The organism is Shewanella morhuae, assembly GCF_900156405.1.
Taxonomy (GTDB): Bacteria; Pseudomonadota; Gammaproteobacteria; order Enterobacterales; family Shewanellaceae; genus Shewanella; species Shewanella morhuae.
On the sequence record NZ_FTNN01000005.1, the window covers coordinates 128,277 to 147,022 of the forward strand.

Sequence of the window (18,746 nt, forward strand, 5' to 3'; positions counted from 1 at the left end):
ATCAGTTCAGAGCCTCACGGGTATTTCAATCCGAGGCGCATTGACGCAGAAATGGTTATTCCCTTTTAAGTCAATGCAACACGGGAGTGGGATGCCTGTGAGGCTCCCAAAGGGCGGCTGATTTAACTGCATGGCAACGCGCTTTATACTGCGTTTAAGGCTTTCGACAGAGCACCACTATGTCTTCAATCCTTCGCCTTGTCTAAAGCGCGTTGAATTCCCGCTGAATGAACAGATAGTTAATACGATTGGTATAGCAAGTACTTTGCAACAATCTCTACGTAACAAGTTAGTTACAGTTTGACCGTGGGTTTTTTCGCCATGTTACTAGCTTAAGTGTTTAGTCAAGGTATGGTAGAACTTATTCGATGGGACGAATCCTTTCTATAGCATCGCCACATAATGCGGATATTAAGCTTTCTAACCCAACAACTAACAACCATAAAGAGCAGGAAGAGCTCAAAGCTAATGACAAGGAGCTAGGTATGCAAGATAAGTCAGCTAAAGCGTGGCAAGCGGCAACACAGGTTATTCATGCAGGACATACGCGAGAGGCTTTTGGCGCTTTAGTGACGCCGCTTTATCAAAGTGCAACATTTGTATTTGAGTCGGCAAAACAAGGTGGTGAGCGATTTGCGGGTAATGAACCGGGTTATATTTACACTCGTTTAGGTAATCCCACCACTGCTGAACTTGAGCGTAAAATGGCGATTTTAGAGGGGGCTGAGGCCGCTGCTGCGACAGCATCTGGTATGGGCGCCGTTTCTGGCGCACTACTGGCTAATTTAGAAATGGGCGATCACTTGGTCGCATCTAATGCGGTTTATGGTTGCACATTTGCCTTAATGACCACTCAATTGGCTCGTTTTGGTATTGAAGTGTCGTTAGTCGACTTTTCAGTTGTAGCGGAAGTTGAAGCGGCGATAAAACCTAATACCAAAGTGATTTTCTGTGAAACGCCGGTGAATCCTCATTTACAGGTATTTGATTTAACGGCTATTGCCAATATCGCTAAACGGCATCAACTGGTTAGTATTGTCGACAATACCTTTATGACGCCCTTGCTGCAGCGACCACTGGATTTGGGGATTGATATAGTAGTTCATAGTGCCACTAAATATTTAAATGGTCACGGTGATGTGATTGCAGGCATTGTGTGCGGTAGCGAAGAACAGATCCATAAAGTGAAGTATGAAATCTTAAAAGATATCGGCGCGGTCATATCGCCGCACGATGCATGGTTGATTTTACGTGGGCTTAAAACCCTAGATGTGCGTTTACAGCGTCATTGCGATAGCGCCGAGTGTGTAGCTGAGTTTTTATCTGAGCATCCCGCGGTCACTCGAGTGTACTACCCTGGGCTTAAATGCCACCCGGGCCATAGGTTTATCGGTAAACAGATGAAACGTGCTGGTGGTGTAATTGCTTTTGAATTAGCCGCAAATTTAGATGAGACCATGGCATTTGTAGGTTATCTAACGCTGTTTTCCATAGCGGTAAGTTTAGGGGACGCTGAATCCCTTATTCAACATCCGGCATCGATGACACATTCGCCTTATACCGTAAAAGCCAGAGCCGCGGCGGGAATTAGTGATAATTTACTGCGTATTTCAATTGGCTTAGAGGATTGTGATGATATTATCGCCGACTTAAAGCAAGCTTTGATGCGCATCATGTAGCAAGTTAATCCTACTAAGATTAGGCCTGCTTGGTTATTTTAGGGGGCAGTTAAGTTATTTAGAATATTTTTCAGTATCGATTTGGTATTTTAGGATCCCTTAGTCTATTTTTGATTGAAGGCCACGGAAGTAGGACGAGAGGCCGAATTTCATGGAGCAGAGGAATCGTTATGAAAACCACAAATCGTATACCCGTTATTATGAGTGTCATGGCATTAACCTTGTTATTAACAACACCAGTGAGTGCCACAGAAACAAAAAAAGCCGCCGAAAAAATGCAGACTCAGGTTAAATCTGAGACCAGTGAGATGACTGGTACTGCGAAAAAGGCGATGCCAGATGCCGCCCAAGTCAACATAAACACGGCTTCGGTTGAACAGTTACAAACGCTGAAAGGAATTGGCGCTGCTAAAGCTCAAGCAATTGTTGATTACCGCACTAAAAATGGCAAGTTCAGTACAATAGATGATTTAGCCAATGTGTCGGGTGTTGGAACTAAATTGATTGAACAGAATCGTCATATCATCAAGTTATAATCTTTAAGATATTCAGTGTTTAGCAATGCTAAGTTTGGGATAACAATGTTCAGTAACATCTAAATAAAAGCCTACATAGTTAGGCTTTTATTATTTTAATCACTTAATTTGCTTATAGATTGTGCAGTTGACTAGGATATTAGCAGATCTTGTTGATTAGCGCTTGATCCCGTAGTGGCCATAGGGGATAATCCTTCGCGTTCTAGCAAGCTCTTTGGTTTATCTAATCACAAGAAAATGCTCGAAGTTATGGTGACCCTAGGGTCCCCCCGCAATGATAACTTGTGAACTCGGCCAGGCCTGGAAGGGAGCAACCGCAGCAAGTGACTCGTGTGCCGGGGTGCGGCTCTAGGGGAACCTCCAATTTTTAATCTGCTATTTTATTATCCCCCTTTCTCCACCATGTCTTTTCTATCGTATTTTTTGTTTGTTTTTTATCTGAAATACGCTTAATAACGATTATCAGCATTCGAATACGTTTAGATTAAACGTCAAATTTATCTATTGCACTCTTCCATCTAATTATATGTATTATTCGTATCATCTGAGGTTTGAAAGTTGTGTTTGATGATTTTTACCTGATTATTCCTCGGCAATTGTTAATTCAGTCCGAATGCGATACTTAGTCAATATTAATTGCTTGCTTCAACCTCTTGTAATCTTTTTTGCAGATTTTGTTTAAGAAAGGCTCGCGACTTTTCTAGTGCTGTTTGGATCTCGCGTTTTAATTGTTGTAGTTCGTTGTAATCCTCAAAAAAGTAGGTATCGACAAGATGACGAACGTAACGTACAGGGAGTTGGTTTAAGGTGACGCAGCAAAGATCTGCGAGATAATCTTCGGGAAGCTCATCCATCAGTCCTTCGTCGGACAATATTTCCATTAAAAGCACTTCATAGTAATTACGGATTTCAAGTTGCATTTTGATACTCCATGACTGTTTTATTGAGTTTGCTACTACAAATAGTTTATCACAATCAAAATTTGGTCGAATCTTTAGCTTATATTGTAGTGTGACGGCTTTAACATTGCCGCTAATTGGGTCTATTAATGAGTTTTCAGCTGTTGTTGTAATCACTACCAATAGCCATTTTAAAGACTCCTTGTCCTTATTCGCTAATTGACGGTAAAACAATAGCTCCATGTCGCCTTCGCATCATGAAGATGACTTGATTTTGTGTCAGTCAGCTTTAACCTATTAATTTAGTAGTGATTTAGTTATTGATACTATTTTAACATCATCATTTTATGAGTTTTTATTAGGCAGTATTTTATCGCTAAGTGAAAATCTATGTTGGCGTTAAACTCTGATTTGTAGAGGGAGCGCCAGCTTAGTTATGCTGGCGCAATAGTCTGTTAGCTCGATAGTCAATATCGACTAATAGCCAATAGTTATAACTGTGAAATTGCCCAACTCATAAACTCTTTGCGTGTTTTTTCATCTGCTTGTAGCCACCAGTATTGCAACATTTGCTGTGGATGAGCACCAGCGGCTTTAGATGTATCAACAGGAGCAGTTAACGAGGTTGCGCTAATCGCCGTTTGAGCGGATGTTGCCGTAGGGGTAACAGCGACAACAGCACCCGCTGCGGCAGTAGCTGCAGTGGCACTACCAGATACATCATCAGTTTGATTACCCGTGAACAAACGAGAAACAAAGCTTTCTTCTTCTAAATCAGTATTAGTGACTTGGTAATTGACGTCGCCTTTGTCACTACGGGTTAATTTAACTTGCGGATTTTTAGCATAGATTTTGGGCTTTTTAACAACTTCTCCTTCGGCGGCCTCAAGGTGGTATTGATAGTCGCCATCCACGTTTAACGTCACGATAAAAGGAGCTGATTTAACGAAGGTTTGGCTGTCACTATAATCATCTTCTACCATTTCATGGTAACGAAGAGCAATTTTGTGAGTGCCGGGTGCCAAGGTTAAGCTGCTTTTATGATTGAATAGACTGGACTCCACTTTTTTACCGTCAAGGGCAATATATTCAAACGACATAGGAATGGTTAGGTCTGCTGCGAACACTGAGGCAGAACTAAGTAATACGAGCAGGCTGCTAATTGGCAAAAGTGATTTCATTATTATTCCTTAACGATTATTACTCTGATACGGGCGTTCGAATATTTGAATGCGATTTTCTATATAACTAATAGCTTGCCTGCATTTTCCTAAACGACGATGCATCAAAAGGATGTCATTTTGCAATTGTATTTTGTCAGCACTATGACAGTTTTCAAGTTTTGATTCCATTTCTTCAATTTTTTGTTCAAATTTTTTCGCCCAATTTAAATGTTTGTTCAATTCTGCGTAAATTTCATGACTATTTTGCATCACGTTATTGGCAATCCATTCAAAACCACTGGCTTGATGAGATTGATTCTGGCGTTGGGTAAAGCGAGCACGACTACTGGCACGTTGCTGAGTTTTAGACTTGATATCAATAGAGGTTGTTAGCAAGGCACGTTTAACAGCGGTGAATCTGTCTTGGATTCGCTCACAGCTCAGCGCGATAGTTTGTGGGGCAAGTTTTAGCTTAATTTGTTTTTCGAGCTGAATAATGCTGCTACGGATTTGTTCGATACAAGGACTAAGCAAAGCGCCGTGCTGAACAAATAGCGAATGGTTAAAGCGCTCTGTTTCTTGTAATAGCTTACGTTGCGGTGGTGCAAGCCGATTATCGTGCTGCAGTACTTCTTGCTCTAGGGCTTTGAGCTGATTTTTCAGCATCACCAGTAATTGTTGGGTGTTCACAACCATGCGCTCCATGCCAAATTTGCTGCAATCATTAGCACGATCAAAATAAACAGTGGACGAATAAATGGCATGCCAAATTTAATCGCGCAGCGAGCGCCAATAAATGAGCCTAACATCATGCACAATCCCATTCCTAAACCTATTTGCCACTGTACTTGTCCAAGCCAGCCAAAAATAGCTAATGCGGTTAAATTGCTGGTAAAGGTCATTGCTCGGGCTAGGCCACAGCAGTGCAGTAAAGGCAGCTTATACAAAGAGCCTGATGTTACCGTCCAAAATGCACCAATACCAGGGCCTGCAAAACCATCGTAAGTGCCTAAAGCTAATCCCTGAAGCCACTGTTTTTTAGCGGGAGGTTTAACAATTGGGGTTTGGCTGTTGATATCGGATATCGCATTGGGGCTGACTAAACTGTAAATAGCAATGCCAATGATGAGTAGTGGTAAGGCTTTTTCAAGCCACTGTGTATCGACTAAATAGACTAAAAAACTGCCCAAGATTGCGCCAATAAATGTAGCGATAAAAGCCATGTACCAAAACGAAGGAGTAAAAAGATGTTGGCGATAATAGGTCCAAGCCGCCATAGATGATCCAAAACTTGCCGCTAACTTATTAGTGCCTAATACCATATGCGGCGGCATGCCTAAAGCTAATAGTGCAGGGATCGACAATAAGCCACCACCACCCACAACGGCATCAATAAATCCAGCGATAAGGCCAATAACTGCCAACAGGGCCCAATGACTAGGCTCGAGTAACAATTCCAAATTTTAATCCTACTCTATAACTCGTCTAAAGGGCGGTAAGGCATCTAACAAAGATTTGCCATAACGCTTAGTTACTAATCGCCTATCTAGGATAGTGACTCTGCCATAATCTTGCTCTTTACGCAGTAATCTACCACAACTTTGAATTAGCTTACGCGATGCATCGGGGATGGTTAATTGTAAGAAGGGGTTACCACCTTTCACTTTTACATATTCTGCATGGGCTTGCTCAACGGGCGAGGTTGGCACGGCAAAGGGCAGTTTAGTGACGATTAAATTAGTGAGATAATCGCCGGGTAAATCGAGACCTTCAGAGAAACTGCCGGTGCCGAATAATATGCTCGGTTCACCTTTATCGCACTTGGCTTTATGATTTTCGAGCAACTGCTGTCGCGGAGCATTGCCTTGAATAAGCAGCTCAGTGGTGAGTTTACCTTCAAGTAATTCAACCACTTTTTCCATCTGCCAATAAGAAGCAAATAGCACTAAGGTGGCCATTTCACCATCAATAAGCGTGATGATTTGTTCGGCAAGCTCTGCCGTATAGGCATCGTCAGTCGGCTCAGTACGCATTTTGGGTAAATACAGTGTCGCATTATTCGGGTAATCGAAGGGGGATTGTAAGGCTAAATAACGGCTGCCATCATTAAGAGATAAACCGACTTGATGCACGAAATGGTCAAAATTATTCAGTGCGCGCAGCGTGGCACTACATAAGACCACGCCCGCAGCCTTTTGCCACAACATAGATTCCAGCATAAAGCCGACTTCGATAGGCGAGGCACTAAAGAGGTAATCTGCTTGTTTACCGGTGATAAGTTCAACCCAGCGCGCCATAGGGGCACCTTTGTGTTTATCTTCCTTGGCCATCATCTTCCACAATTTCTGTAGATTTTCGAGCCTTTGCAACATAAATCCGGTTTCAGCCAGTAGCGCTTCGGATTGATGTTTAGGAATATCACCATCTTTTATTGCTTCGGCCAATAGTGACAGCATTTTATTAAATTGCTTCAGGGCGAGATTAGAGGTAACAGCAAGGTTTTCGGCAAGAATAAGCAGTGACTCGGGCAGTTTTCCGTGCTCAAAACGTAAACGGTTTTCCGGGTTGGCAAAGTGCTTGGTCTGGGAGTCGCAATATTGAGCAACTTGATTAAGCTGAGTGATCAAATCGCCTAAATGATCTTGCATCGCCTGTGCAGGAGCAATGATATTGTTGCTCTTTATTTGATTTTGTAACTTAGCGCAAGTCTTGCCAATTTTTTCGAGCCAGTCGCCAGCGCCTCTTAGCGTGGCCTGTGCACTGGAAAAGTCCCGTGCCACAATCGGTAAATGATGCGCCTCATCGATAACGTAAAACACATCTTCAGGATCGGGTAAAATTACCCCACCACCCAGTTCTAAGTCGGCAAATAATAAGCTGTGGTTGACGATGAGCACGTCCCATGTGTCGATATCTTCACGGGCCTTATGGAACGGACAATTTCTATGGCTGGCAACTTGGCGATGGCAGCTGTGTTTGTCACAGGCGATTTGTTGCCATAAATGATCTGGCAATGGCACGTCTAAGGTATCAATTTCACCGTTCCAGCGACCTTCGTTATAGTCTTTTAACAGGCCGTGCATCATCGCCACTTGGCTATTGTCTGGCTTAGTTTGCCACATGGCCATTTGTGTACTGTCGTCATCACCGATGAGCATCGCCAGTTTTGATAAACACACATAACGTTGTCGACCTTTTACTAGGCCAAAACGGAAATTTAAACCAGATTGTTCAAAGAAAAACGGTAAGTCTTTATGCAGCAGTTGCTCTTGTAATGCCACGGTAGCGGTGGCAATACAAACTTTTTTCTTACTCGATAATGCCAGTGGGATGGTACCAAGAATATAAGACAATGATTTACCGATACCCGTCCCCGCTTCGACCACAATAATGCGTCTATCTTTGTCATAGTCGCCGGCGAGGGTCTTAGATATTTCTGCCACCATATAATTTTGTTCACGGCGCGGCCTAAAATTAGGCAAGGCGGTAGCAATATCTTTATAGATGGCGCGGATCTGGGTTTTTACATTGTCAGGTAACATGCGTCACTACTTTATCGAATTAATGCTGTACATAATAACAGTGATTGCATAGCCTAAGAAACTTTTCTGCCATTTGGCGGCATTTAAATTGAGTAGCGATGCGATTTGGGAACCAATGCGATGAAGCCTGAGGCAACCGCGGCCGTTAGTGTACAAGGTCGAGTCATAACACGCCATGCGATTCATCGTCATGGGAGTTTAGTGTTGCAGTATTATTTAGCCACCGAGAAAGGCCCAGTACTGGTGGAGGTGCAAGACACTGAACATATTTGTTTTTGTCATCAAACAGATGTCGCCTCGTTACAATTACAAACACCGGGTCAAGCACTGCGTTTTGTGCCATTAGCGCTTAAGAGCTTTAAAGGCGGCGCAGTCAGTGGCATTTATGCTAAATCCAGCAGTAGCTTACGTACTTTACAACGCATTGCTAAAGATGCTGATATTCCTTTATTTGAAGCTGATATTCGCCCAGAGCAACGTTATTTATTTGAGCGTTTTGTGGCACTTGATGTGGCTTTTTTAGGATCTTATCTTGAGCAGGGTTTTGATAATCCTGAGACTAATTTGCTCCCCGTGTTTATCGCCGAGCGAGCTAAGAGTATTGTTCCTTTAACGGCTGTGCATTTACGTTGTATCTCACTGGATTTTGAATGCAGTTTTGAGGGTTTGCTCTATTCGGTGGCGCTATATGGTCAAGACGGTGGCCAATCTAATGGTCAAGCTAGCCTCAAGCAGACTTATGAAAAAGTCATTATGGTGGGGGAAGCTGAACTAAACTCCCCCGATTATATCGAATGGGTGGCCGATGAAGCGACGCTGATCCATCGATTAATCGCTTGGTTCCATGAGTTTGATCCTGACTTTATTATCGGTTGGTCAGTGGTCAGTTTTGATCTCGCGCTACTCTCGCGTCGCGCGCAATTACACCGTATTCCGCTCACTATTGGCCGCGGCGGCGCCAAGCTCGATTGGAAAGTTGAAAATAAGTTTCGCCCAGAAACCTTGAGTTTACCGGGGCGCGTTGTACTCGATGGTATCGATTGGCTTAAAGCTGCTTTTTATCACTTTGAGCGTTTCTCGTTGGAATTTGTGTCGCGGCAACTATTAGGGGAAGGCAAGGCCATTCATAACGTGGACAACCGCGTTGAAGAAATTGACCTGCTGTTTAAGACCAATAAACAAGCCTTAGCGCATTATAATCTTACCGATAGCCGCTTAGTGTGGGATATTTTTACTCACACTCAATTGTGGGATTTTGCCCTCGCGCGGGCCGAACTGACAGGTTTAGAACTGGGGCGAGTAGGGGCTTCGGTGGCGGCGTTTAATCATTTGTATTTACCACATTTACATCGAGCGGGTTATGTCGCTCCTGCAGAGCCTGTGAGTCAGGGCATTGAAAGTCCTGGCGGCTACGTGATGGATTCTGTGCCGGGTCTTTATAAACATATCTTAGTGTTCGATTTTAAAAGTCTGTATCCCTCCATTATTCGCACCTTTTTGATCGATCCTAAAGGTTTGATTGAAGGTTTACAGTTACCTGAGTCTGAGTGTGTCGCAGGTTTTTTAGGTGGCCGATTTAGCCGGAAGCAGCCTATTTTACCTAAGCTTATCCAAACCTTATCAGAGCAGCGCGAAAAGTCTAAACGTGAACATAATGCGCCGTTATCCCAAGCGATAAAAATTATCATGAACTCCCTTTATGGGGTTTTAGGCTCCCAAGGCTGTGTTTTTCATGATGCTAAGTTGGCAAGTTCTATCACTATGCGTGGTCATCAAATTATGAAGCAAACCCGCGCCTGGATAGAAGAAATGGGCTATCAAGTGATTTACGGCGATACGGATTCCACCTTTGTCTGGCTTGGCAGCGAGCCCGATGTCACCGATATAAGCGCCTTAGGTCAGACACTTGCCGACGATATCAACGCAAAATGGCACGCTAAGATTACTGAAGAATACCAAGTTGAGAGTTTTCTCGAGTTACAGTTTGAGCGTCATTACGAGCAGTTCTTTATGCCAACGCTAAGAGGGTCATTAGAAGGCAGTAAGAAGCGTTATGTGGGTGCTTGGCGTAATGCGAGCGATGAACTTGAACTTATTTTTAAAGGCATGGAGCAAGTGCGTAGTGATTGGAGTCCTTTAGCACGTAAAGTTCAAGCGTCACTCTATGAACGTATGTTTAACCAAAGGGATATCAGTATTTATTTAACCAGTGTGTTTGAAAAACTGCTCGATGGGCAATTAGATGATGACTTGGTCTTTCGTAAACGTATGCGGCGCAATATTGAAGATTATACGGCTAAGTCTTCTCCACATGTAAAGGTTGCACAGCAATTATGTGATGCGACAGATAATGCGGCTTTTGGCAAGCGAGGCACACAAATAGATTACCTAATCACTGTAAACGGTCCTGAGTCTGTTGAGTACAGAACGTCTAAAATTGACTATCAATACTACATAGACAAGCAAATAGGCCCTATTGCCGAGCCTGTGTTTTCAATAATGAAACTAAACTACATGAGTATTGCATCAAAACAACTGTTGTTAATATAGTGTGTTAGCTGTTTTTATTGTGTTTTATTCCGTGGTGAGCGTGGAGGGTATATAGGTTTTATACTGTTAATAATTTTGTTTTTGTGATGCTGCGATGCATATTTTTTAGGTTTCGCTTTGAGGAGATATTGAAAGTTTGCTACTCTTTAAGCTGAAACTGTAAGGAAATGTAACAACGAAATGACGTTGGTAAAACATAAACAAAAAGGTTAAACCCCAAATGAACAAGACGTTAGTAGCCACTGCGCTGGCAGTAATATTTATAGCCCCTTCTGTCAGTGCTATCGAGATCTACAAAGATAATAAAAATGCCGTAGAAATCGGTGGTTTTATCGATGCTCGCGTGATCAACACTCAAGATGAAACAGAGGTTGTTAATGGTGCTTCACGGATTAATTTCGGTTTTAACCGTGAGTTGACCGATGGCTGGAAAGCATTTGCAAAACTAGAATGGGGTGTCAATCCGGTGGGTAATAGCGATATTGTGTACAATAATCGCTTTGAATCGGTACAAGAAGAATTCTTTTATAATCGTTTAGGTTATGCAGGTTTATCCCACGATAAATACGGTACCTTAACTATCGGCAAGCAGTGGGGTGCTTGGTACGATGTTGTTTACAGCACAAACTACGGTTTTGTATGGGATGGTAATACTGCCGGTGTTTATACTTTTAACAAAGATGATGGCGCAGTAAACGGTGTGGGTCGTGGTGATAAAACGGTTCAGTATCGTAACGCTTTTGGCGATCTAAGCTTCGCTATTCAAGCTCAGTTAAAAAACGACAGTTTTTACACCTGTGACACAACCGCTGAGATCTCTCAAAGTCAGTGCCAAATAAACTGGGAAAGTGGCGATAAAGCGGCGCAGAAAGTCGAATATAACTACACCTATGGTGGCGCGCTGACCTATAAAGCGACTGACATGCTGACATTAACTGCAGGTGCTAACCGCGGTGAGTTTGATGTAAGTTTTGGCAATGGCACGCAATCTACTGCGGTTGATCTTATCTATGGTGCCGGTATTACTTGGGGCAATTTCGACAATGATGGTTTATACGCAGCAGCAAACATCAATAAACAAGAAAATCACGATACAGATAACATTGGCCGCTTAATTAAAGATGCTTATGGTATTGAATCATTAGCCTCTTATAAGTTTGATAATGGACTACGTCCATTTATATCGTACAACATATTAGACGCAGGTGATGACTACGTAATCCAGCCTAACTTTAATGCAGATCCAAAAGACGTGTTTAAGCGTCAGTTTGTGGTGGTGGGGTTGCATTTTGTTTGGGACCCAAACACCGTTCTTTACGTAGAAGCACGTAAAGATTACAGCGATTTTACGAGTGCAGATAAAGATCAGGAGGCCAGAATGGCACTTTCTGAAGATGACGGTGTCGCAATTGGTATTCGATACTCACTCTAGTCGTTTCATTCTTTAAAACATAAATTGAGTTAATACCGAACTCTCTTTGTAAAAATACCAGTCAGAAATGACTGGTATTTTTTTTGTGGTTTCAAAGTCTTTCTTTTAGCTAATATGTACACATAATGTGCAAATTGTCGCGCAAATGAGACGTTTGTGTATTTATTGTTGCTTAAAGGTTTTATATGTGATTTTATTGTTTCAAGCGAGGGTCGAAGACACCTCTGTTTGAAACCGTTTATTAAATAAGCGGATTATAATAAAGACATAATATTTCCAGGGAGATTGACAATGCTAAAACATAATTTACTTGCTAATTCTGTACGCTTAGCTTTGATTAGCGGCGTAGCAGTTGCTGCTTTTACGGCTCCAGTTGCTGTGGCGGCTGAAGATGGGGCGAAAGTCGAGCGTATTGAAGTTACAGGTTCACGAATTAAACGTACTGACCTAGAAGGTGCTTCACCAGTTACAACCATTACGACTGAAGACATGAAGGTTGAAGGTAACTTTACCGTTGCGGACGCTTTACGAAATAGTAACTTAAACTCATTTGGTTCTTTTTCTGAGCGTTCAGGTAGTTCAGCTCAGTCGCAAGCGACTATTGATTTACGCGGTGCCGGCTCAAGTCGTACGCTTGTGTTAATCGATGGCAAACGCTTTCCTGGTTCTCCAACGTTAGGCGGTTCATCTGCGAACTTAAACGCTATTCCTATGGCGGCAGTAGAGCGCATTGAAATTCTAACCGATGGTGCTTCTTCTACTTATGGTTCAGATGCCATTGCTGGTGTTGTTAACATCATCATGAAAAAGAACTACCAGGGTATCGAATTTAACGTTGGCGCTGGTGCTCGCGATCAAGATGAAGGCATGACAAGTAAAGAGTTTTCTGTTGTTGCTGGTTATCAGATGGATAAAGGTAACCTGACCTTTGCGTTTGATCATCAGGACCGTGAAGGTATTAGAGATGCAGATCGCTCTTACACTGCGCCTAGCTTGAACGATTTAAACGGTGACGGAGAAATCCAGTTCGAAGAAGCTATCGGTTGGAGTAGATACGGCGCAACTATTACTAACCCCGATAGAACAATGACTCAAGCTTCACCACTTTGTGATGATTTAGAAGCAAAGTATGGCTCTGATAAATTCCGAACGATTAAAGCTGACAACGTATCAGGCGCAGGCCACACATATTGTGCGTTTGCTCCAGCTAACGTTTCTTATAACAAAGCCTCTGTAGATCGTAATACTGTCTATGTCGATTCTAACTATGAAGTTGCTGAAGATGTAGAGTGGTTTGGCCGTGTCATGTTCACTCAAAACAGCTCTTTTGGTCGCTATGCGCCACCTGCAGCAAATTGGAACAACATGACTGCTGACAACCCACATAACCCTTATGGTGTAGATGGTGCTATAGGAGCATTTCGCTGGGTAGATATTGGCAATCGTGACGGTAACGTTAATGATTACAACCAAGATTACTTAACCGGACTGCGCGGTAGTATTAGTGCGTGGAATGATGCCACTTGGGAAGTCTATTATCACCACAACATCGCTGATAACAAATCTATCGGCGAGTATTATCTTAGTTATTCAGGTTTAGCATACAACGAAGCTAATGGTATTGATCTCGGCTCTGAGGCTGGCGTTAATAACATGAAAGCTACTACGTTAACGCAAGACCGTGCAACGTTTAAGCAATGGAACGCCGGTATCGGTTTTGACGCATTCAGCCTACCAGCTGGTGCTATTGCGCATTATTTCGGTATGGAATACTTCGATCAGAACTTTACATCAGTCTATGATGCTCAATCTGAAGCGGGTTTAGTTGGTGGTAGCGCGGGTAACTCTGCTGGCGGCGATCGTCAAGTATGGGCAGCGTTTTATGAAGCAGCCTTACCTATTACAGAAACAATTGAAGTAAACCTTGCTGCCCGTTATGACGATTATAGCGATTTTGGTGGTAACGTTGCGCCTAAAGCTTCTGTTCGTTGGCAAGCGCTGGATAACGTTGTTGTGCGTGCATCATACTCAGAAGCGTTCCGCGCTCCAGGCCTAGATCAATTAAATGCGGCTACTACGTATAGTGCGGAATATGGTACGGACTATGCGTATTGTCGTTCTAATGGCATTAGCGACACTCAATGTTTAGAAACGCAGTACGATACATTTATCTCAGCAAACAGCGAGTTAGGCCCTGAAACTTCTGAATATATCAACTTAGGTGTTGCTTGGGATATCGTTGATAACTTTGGTATCAAGGTTGACTACTTCGATTTAAACATCGATAACGTAATCAGTCAGCGCAGTATTACTAACGTAATGGAAGGTGTAGCCTCCGGTTCGTTAGCTCAAGATGGGACTTTCTATGTTTTACGTGCGCCAGGTACTGGTGGAAGCCTAGGTAAGGCCTATGAAGTAGGTACTGGTTATGGCAACGGCGATAAGTTACAAATTGAAGGCATTGACGTTGCACTTAATGGCAACCTTGAAACAGAGTTTGGTGACTTTTCAGTAAACTGGACTAACAGTTTCATACTTAAATATGATGAAGAAGTTGAAGGTGGCGCAGGTTCAGTTGATACCGCAGGATGGAATGGTCAGCCAGACTATAGATCTGTATTTACTACAGTATATAAAATTGGTGATAACGCTTTCTCGTGGAACATGAACTACACCAGCTCAACAAATGAAGATAAAGAAGAAGGTAAGTTAGATTCTTGGTTAATCCACAATATCAGCTACAGCTACGATATCGGTAGTTATGGCAAAGTATTGTTAGGTGTTAATAACCTGACTAATGAAGATCCTGTACTGAGTTCTTCTGGTTCGTACGACAACCCAGAGTTGTATAACAACTATGGTCGTGAATATCGTGCAAGCTATACTCTAAAATTCTAATAAACCGTTAGAATACTGATGACAAGGCCAGCAAATTGCTGGCCTTTTTGTTATATTTCGAACATCTAAAAGCGGTGATATTTCAATTTCGTAGGAGATTGCATGAGTCAACATTGGAGTGAGTATTGGGAACAAGGCCATTTAACTTCGTTTGGGACAGATTTCAGCAGTAATTATGCTGGAATACTAAAAGATATTTGGCTTCCAATATTTAAAGAATTAAGGCCAAACTTTGAAGTGTTAGATATTGCAACAGGTAATGGTGCTTTACCTTTATTACTTAAAAACTATTTAGATGAATCCAATATAAATGGCCGTGTTCGTGGTGTAGATATTGCGAAGATACAGCCTAGAAAAGTTGATGCTGACAACTCAATTAAGATAGAACTGATTGGTGAAGTTAACTGTGAATCCTTGCCCTTCAGTGATCCTGTCGATCTAGTGACTTCTCAATTCGGAATTGAGTATTCTAATCTATCAGCATCATTAAAAACCGTCGCAAATATTTTAAAAACAGGAGGGAGATTGTCTCTTGTCTGTCATCATCATAACTCGATGATTATTAGTAGGAATAAACAAGTTTTATTGCTTATACAAAGCGTCACAACAAAAAAACTGATAGAGAAATTATATTCGCTCGCAGACTCAATGGGGCAAGTCACAACTAAAGTTGATATAAATAGAATAAAAAACGATCAAGTTTGTGAAGTGTTGCGTAATGACATTAATCAATTAATTGGTGAATTATATGAATCTAATGAAGCCGCATTAATGGATTCAGAAATATTGAATTATGTGACGACTTTTTTCAAACAAGGGCTTTATTGGTCTGTAGATAAGAAAAATGATTATCTTAAATTTGTTCAAAAACAATTAAGTGATTTAGCGCTTAGACTTGAAGAGTTAGTATGCGCGGCAATTGACGAAACTAAGTTAGCTTCAATGCTAAAAATTCTATCGAATGAGCGTGTTGAGTTCGTATCCGCTACAACCTTAAAATCAACTGATGCACAATTACTTGCTTGGCATTTTATTTTTCAAAAGGCATTAAAGTGAATATAGCATTCTTTACTCGCAACGAATGTAAAGGGTTTTGCACTATAAATGTACACAAATTAGCCATTAGTAGGTTATCTGTTTAAAAGCACCCTAATTAGCAACTTTTCAGCAATCTCAAATGTTGACACCGGTCAACATTTTATGGAATGATGCCAGCGGGTCTACGCTTTAATAGTGTAGGAAAGGGAAGAAAAAAATAAACAATCACAAGATAAAGAGATACTTACATTAATTTGTCTTAATTTGTTAAAAATATAAACATTGTTAAGTGTAAGTTAAACCTTTTTTATTCACTTCAAATTGGTTGGGAGCTATGTCCAAGGTAAGCAATAGAACAAAAATCGCTACTGCACTTGTTGGCGTGCTGGCATTAGCGAGCAGTAACTTCGTGGTTGCAGATCCTCTTACCGACGTACAGAAAGCAGATGGTCAAATCCATGCTGATGCTGCTGCGTCGCAGAAGAACGTTGATAAGTATTTTGATCAAGCACAAGACATGCTCTTTGAGTATGGTTCTGTTGCTGATGAGCGCGAATCACTGAAGTCATATAACGATTATGTCGCAAGTTTGGTCGCTGACCAGCAAAAGACGATGGATTCTGTGCAAGTTGACATTAATGGTGTTGATAAACTTCGCCAGGGCGTTGTGCCATTAATGTTCAAAATGGTTGACTCATTAGAACAGTTTGTTCAATTAGATTTACCTTTTAACTCTGAAGTACGTACTAATCGCGTAGCAGAATTAAAAACACTGTTGAACACTGCTGAAGTAACACTGGCAGAAAAATACCGCTTAATCCTTGATGCTTATAGTATCGAACGTGAATATGGCAGTGCAGTTGCAGTAAACCAAGGCAAGTTAAACCTAGATGGAAAAGAAGTGTTAGTTGACTTCTTTAACCTAGGCCGTGTGGCTCTTTATGCACAGAGTTTAGATCAAAAGACTGGCTGGATGTATAACTCCGAATCTAAGGGTTGGGATAAGTTGGATGACAGCTATTTGCGTGAACTGACTAAAGGTATCCGCATTGCCCGTAAACAAGGCGCTCTAGACCTATTCGCATTACCAATTCCTGCTGCGGAGACTGCACAATAATGAAGAAGTTAATTACTACAGCAGTGTTGGCTGCAAGTCTCTCTTTAACTGTTGGCATGGTAAGCGCTGCTGATGCGCCTAAATCTATTGACCAATTGTTGCAACAAGTTAAATCTGAACGCGCTGCAGAAGGCAAAATCAACAGCAAACGCGAACAAGAGTTCCAAGCCGAACGTGGTGATAAAGCAGCATTGTTAAAGCGTGAAAAAGATGCTTTAGCCGCTGAGAAACAACGCGGTAAAGATTTAAACCAAGCGTTTTTAGATAATGAGCGCAAAATCGCTCAGTTAGAAGAAGACTTGAAAACTGCTCAAGGTGACTTGGGCGAGATGTTTGGTGTGGTTAAAGGTGAAGCGGGTGATTTTGCTGGTAAATTAGCAAGTTCAAATACCAGTGCCCAATTTCCAAATCGTGACAAGTTTATCGCTGATTTAGGTTCTCGCAAACAATTACCTAAAATCGAAGAACTAGAGCAATTCTGGCAAGAGCAGCTATTTGAAATGGCGCAATCTGGCAAAGTTGTTAAGTTCGAAGGTTCTGTTACAGGTATCGACGGTAGTGTTAAAACAACGACTATCTATCGTGTTGGAGCATATAACCTTACCGCTGATGGTAAATATGTTGTCTATAACCCAGACTTACGGTTAATTCAGCAGTTGTCTCAGCAACCAGAAGGCTATCAAGTTCGCGCTGTTGCTAAATGGGAAGAAACCACTTCAGGTACTGCACCTTTCTACGTTGACCCAGCTCGTGGTGTACTGTTAAACATCTTTACTAACAAAGCGAGTATGGAAGATCGTATAGAATCTGGCGGCACAATCGGTTATATCATCATGATATTACTCGCGCTAGGTATGCTGATTTCTATCGAGCGTTTAGTGACTATGACTATTATCGGTGCTCGTGTTAACAGCCAACGTAAAAATGTTGATAAGCCTGGTAATAATGCTTTAGGTCGTATCTTAAAAGTTTACCAAGAAAACAAAGATGTTGATGTTGAAACATTAGAGTTGAAACTTGACGAAGCTATTTTGAAAGAAACACCAGCATTAGAAGCACGTATTTCAATCATTAAAGTTCTAGCTGCTATCGCACCTATGATGGGTCTGTTAGGTACAGTAACGGGTATGATTGCAACTTTCCAAAGTATTCAATTATTCGGTACTGGCGATCCAAAGCTGATGGCTGGCGGTATTTCGATGGCGTTGGTAACAACAGTACAAGGTCTGGTTGCGGCTCTGCCATTAATGTTAATGCATGCAATTGTTGTTGCGCGTAGTAAGTCAATTGTACAGATCCTTGAAGAGCAAAGCGCTGGCATCATCGCAGCACATGCTGAGAAGAGGGCTGACTAATGATGATATACCTGATGGATATTTGGGATTCCGTCAGGGGCTTCATGGCCTCCGGGGGCAACGTCCTCTGGCTTGTAGCGGCTGTACTGTTCTTAATGTGGGTATTGATGCTGGAGCGTTATTGGTATCTTAATTGGATATCACCAAAGCACCATAAAGCAATCATAACTGCATGGGACGCCAGAGAGGAAACAACCTCTTGGTATGCGCACCGTATCCGTGAAGCTTGGATGTCCCAAGCGAAGCAAGATTTGAATGCACGTATGCTGATCATTAAAACCTTAGTGGCAATTTGCCCAATGATAGGTTTATTAGGTACCGTAACCGGTATGATTTCAGTGTTCGATGTGATGGCAGTTCAGGGGACGAGTAATGCTCGTTTGATGGCGGCTGGTATTTCAATGGCGACCATGCCGACTATGGCTGGTATGGTTGCAGCATTATCAGGAGTATTTTTTAGTACTCGTCTTGATGCAAAAATGAAAATCAGTTTAGAAAAGCTAAAAGACAGCATGCCGCACCACTAGAGAGAGATTG

14 protein-coding genes and 1 other RNA gene are annotated in these 18,746 nt (G+C 42.0%); 10 read left to right on the top strand and 5 right to left on the bottom strand.

Going from position 1 to position 18,746, the window contains the following annotated elements; translation table 11 throughout:
• Nucleotides 1–485 precede the first annotated feature (485 nt).
• The 3 genes from megL (at nt 486) to ffs (ending at nt 2,570) form a co-directional block, all read left to right on the top strand.
• Entirely contained in the window at nt 486–1,679 is a 1,194-nt protein-coding gene (gene megL / locus BW947_RS07950; protein ID WP_076498214.1) for a methionine gamma-lyase, read from the top strand.
• A 170-nt stretch (nt 1,680–1,849) separates the two neighbouring features.
• Nucleotides 1,850–2,215 (top strand): ComEA family DNA-binding protein, encoded by a 366-nt coding sequence (locus BW947_RS07955; RefSeq protein ID WP_076498216.1) that lies wholly within the window; start codon nt 1,850–1,852, stop codon nt 2,213–2,215.
• Nucleotides 2,216–2,473: 258 nt separating this feature from the next.
• Nucleotides 2,474–2,570: signal recognition particle sRNA small type (ffs, locus tag BW947_RS07960), an RNA gene on the top strand.
• A 277-nt stretch (nt 2,571–2,847) separates the two neighbouring features.
• Here the strand turns inward: ffs and BW947_RS07965 are convergent.
• The 5 genes from BW947_RS07965 to dinG all read right to left on the bottom strand — a co-directional run bounded on the left by BW947_RS07965 (nt 2,848) and on the right by dinG (nt 7,819).
• Nucleotides 2,848–3,135: a late competence development ComFB family protein gene (locus BW947_RS07965; RefSeq protein ID WP_076498492.1), complete on the bottom strand. Its 288-nt coding sequence runs from the start codon at nt 3,133–3,135 to the stop codon at nt 2,848–2,850.
• A gap of 470 nt (nt 3,136–3,605) precedes the next feature.
• Complete coding sequence (locus BW947_RS07970; protein ID WP_076498217.1) at nt 3,606–4,295, bottom strand: DUF2057 domain-containing protein; 690 nt, start codon at nt 4,293–4,295, stop codon at nt 3,606–3,608.
• A 9-nt stretch (nt 4,296–4,304) separates the two neighbouring features.
• Entirely contained in the window at nt 4,305–4,973 is a 669-nt protein-coding gene (locus BW947_RS07975) for a primosomal replication protein (protein WP_425272273.1), read from the bottom strand.
• Nucleotides 4,964–5,737 carry a sulfite exporter TauE/SafE family protein gene (locus BW947_RS07980; RefSeq protein WP_076498219.1) on the bottom strand — a complete coding sequence of 258 codons (774 nt, stop codon included), beginning with the start codon at nt 5,735–5,737 and terminating at the stop codon, nt 4,964–4,966. The genes BW947_RS07975 and BW947_RS07980 overlap by 10 nt, the downstream gene beginning before the upstream one ends.
• Before the next feature lie 9 nt (nt 5,738–5,746).
• Nucleotides 5,747–7,819 carry an ATP-dependent DNA helicase DinG gene (dinG, locus tag BW947_RS07985; protein WP_076498220.1) on the bottom strand — a complete coding sequence of 691 codons (2,073 nt, stop codon included), beginning with the start codon at nt 7,817–7,819 and terminating at the stop codon, nt 5,747–5,749.
• Between the two features lie 120 nt (nt 7,820–7,939).
• On the opposite strand from dinG, the gene BW947_RS07990 reads away from it, so the two are divergent.
• From BW947_RS07990 to BW947_RS08020, 7 genes are all read left to right on the top strand, one after another.
• Nucleotides 7,940–10,369 carry a DNA polymerase II gene (locus BW947_RS07990; protein ID WP_076498222.1) on the top strand — a complete coding sequence of 810 codons (2,430 nt, stop codon included), beginning with the start codon at nt 7,940–7,942 and terminating at the stop codon, nt 10,367–10,369.
• Nucleotides 10,370–10,589: 220 nt separating this feature from the next.
• The gene (locus BW947_RS07995; RefSeq protein ID WP_076498224.1) at nt 10,590–11,801 is read left to right on the top strand and encodes a porin; all 1,212 of its coding nucleotides are present in this window, start codon (nt 10,590–10,592) and stop codon (nt 11,799–11,801) included.
• Between the two features lie 291 nt (nt 11,802–12,092).
• On the top strand, nt 12,093–14,699 hold the full coding sequence (locus BW947_RS08000) for a TonB-dependent receptor (protein WP_076498225.1): 2,607 nt from the start codon (nt 12,093–12,095) through the stop codon (nt 14,697–14,699).
• A 102-nt stretch (nt 14,700–14,801) separates the two neighbouring features.
• Complete coding sequence (locus BW947_RS08005) at nt 14,802–15,755, top strand: class I SAM-dependent methyltransferase (RefSeq protein WP_076498228.1); 954 nt, start codon at nt 14,802–14,804, stop codon at nt 15,753–15,755.
• Nucleotides 15,756–16,071: 316 nt separating this feature from the next.
• Nucleotides 16,072–16,854: a DUF3450 domain-containing protein gene (locus tag BW947_RS08010; RefSeq protein ID WP_076498230.1), complete on the top strand. Its 783-nt coding sequence runs from the start codon at nt 16,072–16,074 to the stop codon at nt 16,852–16,854.
• Nucleotides 16,854–18,209, top strand: coding sequence for a MotA/TolQ/ExbB proton channel family protein (locus tag BW947_RS08015; protein WP_076498232.1), 1,356 nt, complete (start codon nt 16,854–16,856; stop codon nt 18,207–18,209). The genes BW947_RS08010 and BW947_RS08015 overlap by 1 nt, the downstream gene beginning before the upstream one ends.
• Nucleotides 18,209–18,736: a MotA/TolQ/ExbB proton channel family protein gene (locus BW947_RS08020; protein ID WP_076498234.1), complete on the top strand. Its 528-nt coding sequence runs from the start codon at nt 18,209–18,211 to the stop codon at nt 18,734–18,736. Before BW947_RS08015 ends, BW947_RS08020 begins: the two co-directional genes overlap by 1 nt.
• The last annotated feature ends 10 nt before the right edge of the window (nt 18,737–18,746 follow it).